The organism is Sphingomonas naphthae (assembly GCF_028607085.1).
Taxonomy (GTDB): domain Bacteria; phylum Pseudomonadota; class Alphaproteobacteria; order Sphingomonadales; family Sphingomonadaceae; genus Sphingomonas_Q; species Sphingomonas_Q naphthae.
Map to the genome: position 1 here is coordinate 1,074,847 of NZ_CP117411.1, position 12,777 is coordinate 1,087,623.

General features: G+C 68.4%; 10 protein-coding genes. 9 read left to right on the forward strand and 1 reads right to left on the reverse strand.

What is annotated here, in order from left to right:
- Positions 1-58: 58 nt before the first annotated feature.
- The 8 genes from PQ455_RS05090 (at position 59) to PQ455_RS05125 (ending at position 11,182) form a co-directional block, all read left to right on the forward strand.
- Positions 59-1,339 (forward strand): amidase, encoded by a 1,281-nt coding sequence (locus PQ455_RS05090; RefSeq protein ID WP_273689785.1) that lies wholly within the window; start codon positions 59-61, stop codon positions 1,337-1,339.
- Entirely contained in the window at positions 1,336-2,340 is a 1,005-nt protein-coding gene (locus PQ455_RS05095) for an alpha/beta fold hydrolase (RefSeq protein ID WP_273689787.1), read from the forward strand. Before PQ455_RS05090 ends, PQ455_RS05095 begins: the two co-directional genes overlap by 4 nt.
- 157 nt (positions 2,341-2,497) lie before the next feature.
- Positions 2,498-2,995 (forward strand): (2Fe-2S)-binding protein, encoded by a 498-nt coding sequence (locus tag PQ455_RS05100; protein ID WP_273689789.1) that lies wholly within the window; start codon positions 2,498-2,500, stop codon positions 2,993-2,995.
- Positions 2,992-6,522 carry a molybdopterin cofactor-binding domain-containing protein gene (locus PQ455_RS05105; RefSeq protein ID WP_273689790.1) on the forward strand — a complete coding sequence of 1,177 codons (3,531 nt, stop codon included), beginning with the start codon at positions 2,992-2,994 and terminating at the stop codon, positions 6,520-6,522. Before PQ455_RS05100 ends, PQ455_RS05105 begins: the two co-directional genes overlap by 4 nt.
- Positions 6,523-6,714: 192 nt before the next feature.
- On the forward strand, positions 6,715-7,656 hold the full coding sequence (locus PQ455_RS05110; RefSeq protein ID WP_273689791.1) for an IclR family transcriptional regulator: 942 nt from the start codon (positions 6,715-6,717) through the stop codon (positions 7,654-7,656).
- A 166-nt stretch (positions 7,657-7,822) separates the two neighbouring features.
- Complete coding sequence (locus PQ455_RS05115; RefSeq protein WP_273689792.1) at positions 7,823-9,136, forward strand: MFS transporter; 1,314 nt, start codon at positions 7,823-7,825, stop codon at positions 9,134-9,136.
- 63 nt (positions 9,137-9,199) lie between these two features.
- Positions 9,200-9,832 carry a LysE family translocator gene (locus PQ455_RS05120; protein WP_273689794.1) on the forward strand — a complete coding sequence of 211 codons (633 nt, stop codon included), beginning with the start codon at positions 9,200-9,202 and terminating at the stop codon, positions 9,830-9,832.
- A gap of 39 nt (positions 9,833-9,871) precedes the next feature.
- Positions 9,872-11,182: an amidohydrolase gene (locus PQ455_RS05125; RefSeq protein WP_273689796.1), complete on the forward strand. Its 1,311-nt coding sequence runs from the start codon at positions 9,872-9,874 to the stop codon at positions 11,180-11,182.
- A 92-nt stretch (positions 11,183-11,274) separates the two neighbouring features.
- Here the strand turns inward: PQ455_RS05125 and PQ455_RS05130 are convergent, their stop codons facing one another.
- Positions 11,275-11,664: a four-helix bundle copper-binding protein gene (locus tag PQ455_RS05130; RefSeq protein WP_273689797.1), complete on the reverse strand. Its 390-nt coding sequence runs from the start codon at positions 11,662-11,664 to the stop codon at positions 11,275-11,277.
- A 129-nt stretch (positions 11,665-11,793) separates the two neighbouring features.
- Here PQ455_RS05130 and fabD point away from each other — a divergent pair, with 129 nt between their 5' ends.
- The gene (gene fabD / locus PQ455_RS05135; RefSeq protein ID WP_273689798.1) at positions 11,794-12,729 is read left to right on the forward strand and encodes an ACP S-malonyltransferase; all 936 of its coding nucleotides are present in this window, start codon (positions 11,794-11,796) and stop codon (positions 12,727-12,729) included.
- The last annotated feature ends 48 nt before the right edge of the window (positions 12,730-12,777 follow it).

Sequence of the window (12,777 nt, forward strand, 5' to 3'; positions counted from 1 at the left end):
GCGCATGGCGGACCGCACGTTCCGGCCCGTTATTCAAGCGGTAGGGAGCGCGCACATCATGGCCGAGCTGTACGAGATCAGCGCGCGGGAGGCCGTCGCCGGCGTCGCCAAGGGGGACTTCACCGTCGAGGCGGTGGTCCGCTCCTATCTCGATCGCGCCGACGCGGTCGAGGCCGATGTCGGCGCGTGGCACCATCTCGATCCCGATGCGGCGATCGCCACCGCCAAGGCGGTCGATGCCGGGCCCGGCGGCCCGATGAAGGGCGCGCTGATCGGCGTGAAGGACGTGATCTGCACCGCCGACATGCCGACGACCTTCGGCTCCAAGGCCTATGAAGGCTTCCGCCCGCCCTATGACGCGGCCTGCGTGACCATGGCCAGGGCGGCCGGCGCGATGGTGCTGGGCAAGACCGTGTCGACCGAATTCGCCGCCATGTCGCCCGGCAAGACGAAGAACCCCTTCAACCCCGAACATACGCCCGGCGGCTCCTCCAGCGGATCGGCGGCGGGGGTGGGGGCGAAGCTCGTGCCCATCGCGCTCGGCACGCAGACGGCGGGCTCCACCATCCGCCCGGCGGCCTTCTGCGGCGTGGTCGGCTACAAGCCGAGCTACGACCTGATCGATACCACCGGCACCAAGACGCTGGCGGCCTGCTTCGACACGATCGGGGTTATCGCCCGCGACGTGCGCGACGTGGCCTTCTACACCGCCCACGTCACCGGCAAGCCCGAGCTGGAGCCCGATGCGGCGCCCGCCGCGCCCACCGTCGCGCTCTACCGCAGCGAGGCGTGGCATCTGGCTTTGCCCGAGGCGCAGGAGGCGCTCGACCGCGCCATCGCCGCGCTGGCCGCCAAGGGCGTCAGCGTCACCGAAATCCCGCTGATGCCGGGTTACGACAAGCTCCTCGATATCCACGAGCGGATGATGGATTGGGGCATGACGACCGGCCTCTCCTACGAGCGGCTCTACATTCCCGATCGCATCTCCCCGATCTCGCGCGACATGCTCGAGGGCCGCGCCGCCCACGCCAGCGCCGCGAAATTCGCCGAGGCCGAGGCCGAGGCGATCGCCGCCCGCGCCAACATCAGCGCGCTGTTCGGCGATTATGACGTGATCCTGACCCCGCCGGCCCCCGGCGAGGCGCCCAAGGGACTGGCGCGCACCGGCGACGCCAGCTTCAACCGCGGCTGGACCGCGCTGCACCTGCCCTGCATCACCGTGCCCGCCGGCACCGGCCCGACCGGGCTGCCCGTCGGCGTACAACTGGTGGCGCGCAAGAACGACGACGCGCGGCTGCTCTCCGCCGCCGCCTTCCTCGAAGCGGCGCTCGCGGCGTGAGCGGCACGGTCCACGCTTTCGGCGACGTGACCTTGCAGAGCGGGGCGATCCTCCCCGCCGCGCAGCTCACCTACACGACGCATGGCACGCTCAATGCGGACAAGAGCAACGCCATCCTCTTCCCCACCTGGTTCGGCGGCCAGCATCCGGCCAACGACTGGATCATCGGCCCTGGCCGCGCGCTCGATCCCGAGAAATATTTCATCGTCGTCGTCAACAATATGGGCAACGGCCTGTCCTCCTCGCCCAGCAACACGCCGGCGCCGGCGGACGGGCCGCGCTTTCCCTATGTGTCGGTGCTGGACAATGTGATCCTCCAGCGGCGGCTGCTGGAGGAGGCGTTCGGGATCGGGCACCTGTTGCTGATCGTCGGCCGCTCGATGGGCGCGCAGATCGCCTTTCAATGGGGGGCTTATTATCCCGATTTCATGGATGCGATCCTGCCCTTCGTCGGCTCGGCCCGCACCGCGCATCATAATTGGGTGTTCCTCGAAAATGTGCGCGGCGCGATGACCTCGGACCCCGCCTTCATGGACGGGGAATATGAAACCCAGCCGACCGTGGCCTTCGATCGGATGGGGCTGGTGTTCGATAGCTGGGGTCTGTCGCAGGCCTGGTATCGGCAGGGGCTGCATCTGGCGCAGGGCTATGCCACGACCAAGGATTTCATCCGCCGCCAGCGGCCGCAGGGCGGGGGGGACGCCAACAACGTCATCGCTTCGGTCGAGACGTGGCAGGGCGCGGACCTCAGCGACAATCCACTCTATGGAGGGGATTATGCCAAGGCCCTTGGCGCGATCACCGCGCGCACTATCGTGATGCCGTCGCGTACCGACCTCTATTTCCCGCCGGAGGATAGCGAGATCGAAGTCTCCCACATGCCCAACGCCGAATTGCGGGTGATCGAATCGGTCTGGGGCCACCGCGCCGGCGCGCCCGGCACCGATCCGGTCGACACCGCCTTTATCGAGGATGCCATCCGCGAGCTGCTGCCGGCGTGAGGGCGGCGCGCACAACATCCTTCCCCCCTCCCGCGTGCGGGAGGGGCCGGGGGTGGGCCTCCGACATCAGCGGCGCGAGCGCGACCCTGTCGGGCCGCGCGCCCACCCCTGACCCCTCCCGCAAGCGGGAGGGGAAATCCCCCGCGAGGCGGGCGGCGTGAGGGGGCCGGGGGGCACCCATACCGTCACCCTCACGGTCAACGGCGCGGAGCATGCGCTGGAGATCGATCAGGGCGCCGTCCTGCTCAACGTGCTGCGCAACGATCTGGCGCTGAACGGGCCGAAATTCGGCTGCGGCCTCGCCCAGTGCGGCGCCTGCACCGTGCTGATCGATCGCCGCCCGGCGCGCGCGTGCGTATTGCCCGCCGCGAACCTCGAAGGCTATGCCATCACCACGCTCGAAGGGCTGGGCGACCGCGCCGCCCCGCACCCCGTCCAGCAGGCGTTCATCGAGGCGAACGGCACGCAATGCGGCTATTGCCTCAACGGCATGGTGATGGCGGTCACGGCCCTGCTGGAACGCCAGCCCGACGCGAGCGAGGACGATATCCGCAAGGCCCTCCGCTACAATCTCTGCCGCTGCGGATCGCATGTCGAGGTGCTGGCGGCGGCGTTGAAAGCGGCCGAGGCGATGCGGCAGGCGCCCACGCCATGAGGAACCCCGAACTCCCCACCGCCACCCGCGCCGATCTGATCGCGCGCGGCGGCCTCCTCGCCATCGTCCGCAATTCGGCGACGATGGCGGTGCCCGAATTGTTCGTGACGATCCTCGATGACGGGCGGGTGATCGGCTACAACAACCATGTCGATCTCGGCACCGGCATCCGCACCTCGCTCGCCCAGATCGTCGCCGAGGAGCTCGACGTGCCGTTCGCGCAGGTGTCGATGATGCTCGGCGACACCGAATGGACGCCCGACCAGGGCGCCACCACCGCCAGCGAGACGCTCCAGATCACCGCCGTGCCGCTGCGCTGCGCCGCCGCGCAGGCGCGGGCCATCCTTCTCACCCGCGCCGCCGCCCGCTTCGGCGTCGGGATCGAGGCGCTGTCGATCGAGGATGGCGAAATCCTCGTCGCGGACGGCGGCAACCGCCGTGTCAGCTTCGCCGAACTCGTCGCGGGCGAGACGATCGTCGCCGAAGTGGACCTCGCCACCCCGGTCAAATCGCCCGACGATTACCGCATCGTCGGCCGCTCGACGCCGCGCGTCGACATTCCCGCCAAGGCGCTGGGCGAACTGGTGTTCGTCCACGACATGCGCCTGCCCGATATGCTGCACGGCCGGGTCGTCCGCCCGCCCTATGCCGGGCGCGACGTGGGCGCCTTCATCGGCCGCACGCTCGTCTCCGTCGACGAAGCCTCGATCGCGCACATCCCCGGCATCGTGAAACTGGTCGTCATCCACGATTTCATCGGCATCGTCGCCGAGCGCGAGGAGCAGGCCGATGCGGCGATGCGCGCGCTGAAGGTCGATTGGGGCGCCTTCGACGATCTCGCCGATCTCAACAATCCGACGCAGGCGATCCGCGACAATCCGCGCACCACCCGCAAGCTGGTGGACGAGGGCGATGTCGAGGAGGCGCTGGAGGGCGCCGCCGTCCGCCTCGCCCGCACCTATGTGTGGCCCTATCAGATGCACGGCTCGATCGGCCCATGCTGCGCGCTGGCGGAGTTCGGCGCCGATGGCCGGCTGACGATCTGGTCCGGCACCCAGACCCAGCTCATGCTCCGCGCCGATCTGGCGAAGCTGCTCGACCTGCCCGAAACCGCCATCGACATCGTCCGCATGGAGGCGTCGGGTTCCTACGGTCGCAGCGGCGCCGACGACGTCGCGGCCGACGCGGCGCTGCTCGCCCGCGCGGTCGGCCGCCCGGTGAGGGTCCAGCTCACCCGCGATCAGGAGCATATGTGGGAGCCCAAGGGCACCGCGCAGCTGATGGAGGTGGATGGCGGCCTCGATGCCGATGGCGCGCCGCTCGCCTATGATTATCAGTCGAGCTACCCGTCCAACATCTCGCCGATGCTGGCGCTGCTGCTGACCCGCACGATCGAGCCGCAGGTCGATCGGATGACCGGCGGCGACCGCACCGCCATCCCGCCATATTCCTACCCGAATCTCCGCATCAACATCCACGACATGCCGCCGATCGCGCGCGCCTCCTTCATCCGGGGCGTGTCGGCGATGCCGACCAGCTTCGCGCACGAATCCTTCATCGACGAACTGGCGGTCGAGGCCGGGGTCGATCCGGTCGAATATCGCCTGCGCCACATGACCGACGAGCGCGCCATCGCCCTCGTCCGCGCCGTGGCCGATCGGGCGGAGTGGGAGGAACGGCTCGACGCCCGCCAGATCGAGATCGCGCCCGATATCGTGCGCGGGCAGGGCTTCGGCTACGCCGTCTATGTCCACGGCCCATGGCCGGGCAAGGCGGCGGCCTGGGCGGCCTGGGTCGCCGAGGTCGAGGTGAACAAGGCCACCGGCGAGGTGGCGGTCACCCGCGTCGTCGCCGGGCAGGATTCGGGCATGATGGTGAACCCCGAAGGGGTCCGCCACCAGATCCAGGGCAACGTCATCCAGTCGACCAGCCGCGTGCTGCGCGAGCAGGTCCATTTCGACGCGGCCGGCGTCACCAGCCGCGAATGGGGCGATTATCCGCTCCTCACCTTCCCCGAATTGCCGAAGATCGACGTGGTGATGATCCCGCGCCCGCGCGATCCGCCGCTGGGGGCGGGCGAATCCGCCTCGGTGCCGAGCGCCGCCGCCATCGCCAATGCGGTCTATGACGCGACCGGCGTCCGCTTCCGCGAACTGCCGCTCACGCCCGAACGGGTGCTGGAGGGCCTCGGCCGCAAGCCGCGCCCCGCGATGTTGCCGGCGCCCGAGCCTGTCGAGAAGGCCAAGGCCCGCCCGTGGAAGGCGATCGCGGCGGGCGCGCTGGCGCTGCTGGGGGCCGGATCGATCCTGTGGCCGGTGAAAGCCTCGATCGCCCCGATCCCTCGCCCCGCCGCCGACACCTTCTCCGCCGAGACGATCGAGCGCGGGCGAATGCTGGCGGCGGCCGGCGATTGCGCGGTCTGCCACACCACGGCGGGCGGCGCGGAGAATGCCGGCGGCTTCGCGATGGAGACGCCCTTCGGCACCGTCTATTCGACCAACATCACCCCCGATGTGGAAACCGGCATCGGCGCCTGGTCCTACCCCGCCTTCGAGCGGGCGATGCGCCACGGCATCTCGCGCGACGGGCGGCACCTCTACCCGGCCTTCCCCTACACCAGCTTCACCAAGATGAGCGACGCCGACATCCAGGCGATCTATGCCTATCTGATGGCGCAGCCGGCGGTGAAGGCGAAGCCGCCCGAGACCAGGCTCGCCGCGCCCTATAGTTGGCGCCCGCTGCTCGCTGGCTGGAACGGCCTCTACCTGAAACCCGGCCCACTGCTGGCCGATCCGGTCCGCTCGGACGACTGGAATCGCGGCGCCTATCTGGTCGAAAGCGTCGGCCATTGCTCGGCCTGCCACTCCCCGCGCGACGCGCTCGGCGGCGAGGTCCAGGGCGCGAACCGCTGGGCCGGCGCCTTCGCCGAGGGCTGGGAGGCGCCCGCGCTGGGCACCCATTCCAAGTCGCCCGTCCCGTGGACCCGCGAGGATCTCTACACCTACCTCCGCACCGGCGCGTCGGACGTGCACGGCCCCGCCGGAGGCCAGATGGCGCCGATCGTCGCCGGCCTGCGCGCGCTGCCCGACAGCGACATCCGGGCGATGGCCACCTACCTCTCCGATCTCGGCACGCCCGAGGCGACCCAACCGGCGGCGGCGCTGGTGGCTGCGGGGGAGGCGGCGCTGCAACCGCTCAACACGCCCGGCGCGCGTCTGTTCGATCGCGCCTGCGCCATGTGCCATTTCACCGAGGCGCCCGACCTGTTCGGCGCGAGGCTCCCCTTGGCGCTCAACAGCAACGTCCATTCGGATCATGCCGACAATCTCGTCCGGTCTATCCTCGATGGCCATGCCGATCCGGCCAATCCGGGGCGCGGCGCGATGCCCGCCTTCCGCCATCACCTGACGGACGCCCAGATCGCCGAACTCGCCCGCTTCATCCGATCGGGGCAGGCCCCCGGCAAGGCGCCGTGGCGCGACCTCGAAGCCACGATCGCCCGGATTCGCGCGGAAAGCCGCCACTGATCGATGACGGTTATTTGACAGTCATCGAAAAGAGGATAGCTTCATTGTGGATCGAAACCGAATCGCCTGGGGCGGTGATGACGGTGTGACCGAATATCCGGGGAGGGAGCCTGCAAGGCGGTGCACAGCCGTTAGCAGGAGGGGCATATGGCCCATCGAATTTCGGACGTTGACACCAGGTTCGGCGCTTCCATGCCGTCGGCGACCGAACAGGTCGTGGCGGCGACTTTCTATGACGCGCCGCCGCCCAATCCTTCTTCCGTCACCTATCGCGCGCACCAGTTGCACGATGGCGATCTGGAAGACCGCAACGGCCACAAGATCCATCACGACTATCAATACGTCAGCTTTTCCGACGCGGCCTATGAAAAGACGGTCGTCAAGTCGGCGCAGCGAACCTTGCAGGTCTTTGAATTCTTCACCGAATACCGCCGCGCCGCCAGCGCGAGCGAGATCGCGATCAATCTCGATCTGCCGCAGTCGAGCACCTCGATGCTCCTGCGCAGCCTCGTGTCGCTCGGTTACCTCAGCTATGATGCCGCCACCCGCCTCTACGCGCCGTCGCTGCGCCTCTCGCTGATCGGCGCGTGGCGGCCGGAACGGGTAGGGGTCGCGAACGACATCCTCCAGCTGATCGAACAGCTGCACATGGAAACCGGCGAATGCGTGATGCTCGCCGAACAGTACAAGCATTTCGTCCGCTACATCTACGTCCTCCAGAGCGCCGATCCGGACAAGGTCTATTATGTCCCGCTGGGCATCCTCCGCCCGATCTGCACCACCGCCTTCGGCCAGATCATGCTGAGCCTGAAGAGCGACAAGGAGATGCGGATGCTCGTCCACCGCGCCCGATCCGACAAGGATTCGGCCGATTACGGCGTCGGCATCGATACGGTGGCCGTCGCGGTCGAGCGGGCGCGCGAACTGGGCTATGCCTATACCAGCCGGCTGGTGAACGATTTCCGCTCCTATCAGCTGGCCACTTTGCTGCCCGGCAACGGTGACGCGCCGGCGCTGGCGATCGGCATTTCCTCCTACGGCGATCGCTTCATCGAGCGGAAGGCCGAGCTGCTCGACCGGCTGATGACGGTCGCGAAATCGCGCGGAATGGCCGCCCCGCTATCACATTCCTGATTTGTCGGCGGGCGGCTGCCGGGGCGGTTGCCTGCCCCCGATATCGGGCTAGCCTGCACCCATAATATAAAGGGGATGTCGAGCTGATCGTCGCTGGAGGGGCCAGGGTGCCCCGGCTCGCGATGGCGGTCGGGGCGGGTTATTGGCACCGATCACGAGGCCGACGATGCAGAGCGAACTTACGGCGTCCGCCCCCTACGTCCCGGCTGTGGGCAAGCTGAAGATCTATACCAAGATCATGCTGCGGCTGATCCCGTTCCTCGGGCTGTGCCTGATGACCTCGTCGCTCGATCGGGTGAACGTCAGCTTCGCCAAATTGCAGATGCTGGACGAGTTGCAGTTCAGCAACGCGGTCTACGGCATCGGCGCCGGCATCTTCTTCCTCGGCTACATTCCGTTCGAGGTGCCCAGCAACGCCATCCTTGCCCGCGTCGGCGCGAAGCTCTGGATCGGGCGGATCATGATTACCTGGGGCATCATGTCCGGGTTGATGATGTTCGTGCAGACGCCTGCCCAATTCTACGTCCTGCGCTTCCTGCTCGGCATGGCCGAAGCGGGCGGCCTGCCCGGCGTGCTCTATTACCTCACCTCCTGGTTCCCCTCGTGGCGGCGCGGTCGCGTGATCGGCCTGCTGATGCTCGGCGGCCCGATCGCCACCATGTTCGGCGGCCCCATCTCGGGCATCATCATGCAGGACATGCATGGGCTGAACGGCTGGAGCGGCTGGCAATGGCTGTTCCTGCTGGAAGCGATGCCCAGCGTCATCCTCGGTCTGATCGCCTTCTTCTACCTTCCCAAATCGCCCACTGCCGCCAAATGGCTGAGCCCGGAGGAAAAGACCTTCCTCGCCGACGAACTGGCGCATGACGTGCGGCAAGCCCCGCCCGGCCTCCACCGCTTTCGCGACGGCCTGCTCAACAAGCGCGTCTGGCTGCTCGGCGGCATCGATTTCTCGATCCTGCTGGCGACCTATGCGATGGGCTTCTGGCTGCCGACCTTCATCCGGGGCGCGGGCGAGACCGATCTGGTCCGCATCGGCTTCCTCTGCGCCATTCCCAGCATGGCCGGCATCGCCGGGCTGCTGCTGCTCTCGGCCAGTTCGGACAAATATCGCGAACGCCGCTGGCACATCATCGTGCCCTTCCTCGTGGCGGCGGTCGCGCTGTCGACCAGCACGCTCTTCCTCGACAATGTCGCGATGATCGTCATCTGCTTCGCGGTGGCGATGATGATGGTGACCGGCACGATCTCGGTCTTCTTCACGCTTCCGGCGACCTTCCTCACCGGCCCGGCGGCGGCGGCGGGCTTCGCGCTCGCCTGTTCGCTGGCCAATATCGCCGGCCTGGTCAGCAATTCGATCACCGGCTTCGCGCTGGAACTGACGGGCAGCCCGGCCAGCGCGCTCCTGATCTTCTCGGGCTCGCTCTGCGTCAGCTGCCTGATCGTCTATTCGCTGCCGCCCAAGCTGGTGAACCGCTGATCCGGCGCATTGCCTGTAAACCCGCGCTGGGGCAGGGGGCGTCATCCGTAGGGGGAGACGCCCATGCCGCACGCCACCACCATCATCGCCTTCGCGCTGGTCGCTTTCGGCATGGTCGTCACGCCGGGGCCCAACATGCTGTATCTCGTGTCGCGCTCGATCGCGCAGGGGACGCGGGCGGCGATGATCTCGCTGGTCGGTGTCGCGACGGCGCTGTTGATCTACATGGTGGCCGCCGCGCTCGGCATCACCGCGCTGCTGCTGGCGATTCCGCTGGCGTATGACGCCTTGCGCATCGCGGGCGCGCTCTACCTGCTGTGGATGGCGTGGAACGCGATCCGGCCGGGCGGGCGCTCGCCCTTCCAGGTGCGCGACCTGCCGGCCGACGGGCCACGCAAGCTGTATGTGATGGGGCTGCTGACGTGCCTGCTCAATCCCAAGGTGGCGGTGCTGTATCTGTCGCTGCTGCCGCAGTTCATCGATCCCAAGCTGGGGCACGTCCTCGGCCAGTCGCTGCTGCTCGGCGCCACCCAGATCGCGGTGAGCGTCGCCACCAACGGCACCATCGCTGCCTCGGCGGGCAGCATCGCCCGCCTGCTGGCGCGCAAGCCCGCCTTCATGACGGTGCAGCGCTGGCTGATGGCGACCGTGCTGGGCGGGCTGGCGGTGCGGATGGCGTTCGAGACGCGGAAGTAAGGCTATCGGGCGGGCGGCGCGCTTGATAGCCTGCGGCCCATGAAGCATTTCCTCCTCGCCGCCGCCGCTCTCGTCGCCACTCCCGCGCTGGCGCTCGATCCGCCGGCCGCGCGCGCCGCGATCGACGCGCAGGTGGCGAAGAACTGGGCGGCGCTCGATGCGCTCTACGTGGATCTCCACCAGCATCCCGAAACCGGCTTCCACGAGGTCCGCACGGCGGGCGTGCTGGCGGCGCGGATGAAGAAACTCGGGCTCGAGGTGACCGAGAAGGTCGGCGGCACCGGCGTGGTCGCCATCCTGCGCAACGGCCCCGGCCCGACGATCCTGCTCCGCACCGAGCTGGACGGCCTGCCGATGGAGGAGAAGACCGGTCTGCCCTACGCCAGCCGCCAGCAGCAGACGGCCGACGGCAAGACGACCTTCACCATGCACAGCTGCGGCCACGACAATCACATGACCGCCTGGATCGCCACCGCCGAGGTGCTGATCGCGATGAAGGCGCAGTGGTCGGGCACGGTGATGTTCGTGGCGCAACCCTCCGAGGAGACGGTGCAGGGCGCGCGGGCGATGCTGAAGGACGGGCTGTTCACCCGCTTTCCGAAACCCGATGTCGGCTTCGCGGTGCATGTGCGCGCCGATCCGGCCGGCACGGTGCTGCTGAAGGATGGCGTCGCCAGCTCCAATTCGGATGCGCTGACGGTGCTGTTCAAGGGGCGCGGCGGCCATGGATCGATCCCCTCGGCCACGATCGACCCGATCGTGATGGGCGCCCATTTCGTGAGCGACGTGCAGAGCGTCGTCAGCCGCCAGAAGGAAGCGGGCACCTTCGGCGTGGTGACGGTCGGCAGCTTCCAGGCGGGCACCGTCGGCAACATCATCCCCGACAATGCCGAGCTGAAACTCTCGCTCCGCAGTTTCACGCCCGAGGTGCGGGCGATGCTGCGCGAGGGTGTCGAGCGCACCGCGAAGGCGTCGGCGGCGATGGCCGGCGCGCCCGAACCCGTCATCACCCACGTCTCCGGCACGGCGGCGGTGGTGAACGATCATGCGCTGGCCGAAAAGGTGGGCGCGGTGCTGGCGGCGGCCGGCGGCGACCGCATCGACACCCAGCCCGCCACCGCCCCCGGCTGGTCCGCCAGCGAGGATTATTCGGCCTATGTCGAGGCGGGCGTCCCCTCGGTCTATTATTTCATCGGCGGCTACGACGCGGCCACCATCGCCGCCGCCCAGGCGAAGGGCGAGCCGCTCCCCACTAACCACTCCCCCTATTTCGCGCCGGACCACAAGGCGACGATCGGCACGGCGGTGCGGACGCTCAGCCTGTCGGTGCTGGCGGTGGCGGGGCGCTGAGCCGATCACGGCCTTCGCCGTGACCGGTCCAGCGCCCGGCGGTCGTCAGGTCGCGGGCGAACGATCGGCGTGAAGGTCGACTCGCCGGACCGTCACCCCAAGGTCGCCAGCGCCTCGCGGCAATCGTTCGCGCATTCGCGGCACATTTCCGCGCAGCGGCGGCAATGGTCGTGATCGTGTTTTTCGCATTCGATCGCGCAGATGTCGCAGGCGTCGGCGCAGGCGATCAGCAGCACCTTGAGCATCGCCGCATTCTCGCCGGTCTGGCGGGTCGCGGCGCGGGCGGCGGCGGTGCAGATGTCGGCGCAATCCATGCAGGTGCGGATGCACTGGGTCATGTCCATCGGCTCGGCCGAACAGGCGTCCGCGCAACTGGTGCAGATCACCGCGCAATACATCGCATGCTTGGCCGCCTCGGCCATCGGTTCGTTGATGTGGCCCTTGGCCAGCGGATGCGACGCGATCATCTTGCGAATGGACATAGGGTTTGGCTCCTGCTCCGATATATTTATCCGTAGCGCACGGCGGGAAACCGCGTTCCGCTCGGGCCGTGCTTGCAAGCCGGCGTCCATCTTTCTACGCGCATCCGCTTCCAGATCGAGGTGATTTCGATGCGTGCATTCATCTTTCCCGGCCAGGGCAGTCAGGCGGTCGGCATGGGCAAGGCGCTGGCCGAGGCCAGCCCCACCGCCCGCGCGGTGTTCGAGGAGGTGGACGACGCGCTCGGCCAGCACCTCTTCCGCCTGATGACCGAGGGGCCGGAGAGCGATCTCACCCTCACCGAAAACGCCCAGCCCGCGATCATGGCCAACGCCATCGCCACCCTGCGCGTGCTGGAGAAGGAAGGCGGCATCCGGCTGGCCGACAAGGCCGATTATGTCGCGGGCCACAGCCTGGGCGAATATGGCGCCCTGTGCGCGGCGCAGGCGCTGGACCTGACCACCACGGCCCGCCTGCTCAAGCTGCGCGGCCAGGCGATGCAGGCGGCGGTCCCGGTGGGGCAGGGGGCGATGGCCGCTTTGCTCGGCGCCGATCTCGCAAAGGCGCAGGCGCTGGCAGACGCGGCCGCCGAGGGCGAGGTCTGCACCGTCGCCAACGACAACGATCCCGGTCAGGTCGTCATCTCCGGCCATCGCGGCGCGATCGAGCGCGCGGTGGCGATGGTGAAGGATTACGGCATCAAGCGCGGCGTGCTGCTGCCCGTGTCCGCCCCCTTCCACTGCCCCCTGATGCAGCCTGCCGCCGACGCCATGGCCGAGGCGCTGTCGAACGTCGCCCTGCGCGCCCCGCTCGTCCCCGTCTACGCCAACGTCACCGCCGCCCCCGTGGCCGACCCGGACACGATCCGCGCCCTTTTGGTGCAACAGGTGACGGGCACCGTCCGCTGGCGCGAAAGCGTCGCGGCGATGGCGGAAGCAGGCGTCGACCAGTTCGTCGAATTCGGCGGCAAGGTGCTCGGCCCCATGGTCAAGCGCACCGCCCCGGAAGTGACGCCGGTGAGCGTGGTGACGATGGACGATATCGAGGCGCTGCTGAAGGGGCTTTGAGAAGAAGGGTTTGTTCACGCGGAGACGCGGAGACGCGGAGAGAAGAGG

Bases quoted from the DNA above. Each gene is read 5' to 3' on its own strand.
- PQ455_RS05090 (WP_273689785.1), top strand. From the start codon at position 59: ATGGCCGAGCTGTACGAGATCAGCGCGCGGGAGGCCGTCGCCGGCGTC.
- PQ455_RS05105 (WP_273689790.1), top strand. From the start codon at position 2,992: ATGAGGAACCCCGAACTCCCCACCGCCACCCGCGCCGATCTGATCGCG.
- PQ455_RS05110 (WP_273689791.1), top strand. From the start codon at position 6,715: ATGCCGTCGGCGACCGAACAGGTCGTGGCGGCGACTTTCTATGACGCG.
- PQ455_RS05115 (WP_273689792.1), top strand. From the start codon at position 7,823: ATGCAGAGCGAACTTACGGCGTCCGCCCCCTACGTCCCGGCTGTGGGC.
- PQ455_RS05120 (WP_273689794.1), top strand. From the start codon at position 9,200: ATGCCGCACGCCACCACCATCATCGCCTTCGCGCTGGTCGCTTTCGGC.
- PQ455_RS05125 (WP_273689796.1), top strand. From the start codon at position 9,872: ATGAAGCATTTCCTCCTCGCCGCCGCCGCTCTCGTCGCCACTCCCGCG.
- PQ455_RS05130 (WP_273689797.1), bottom strand. From the start codon at position 11,664: ATGTCCATTCGCAAGATGATCGCGTCGCATCCGCTGGCCAAGGGCCAC.
- fabD (WP_273689798.1), top strand. From the start codon at position 11,794: ATGCGTGCATTCATCTTTCCCGGCCAGGGCAGTCAGGCGGTCGGCATG.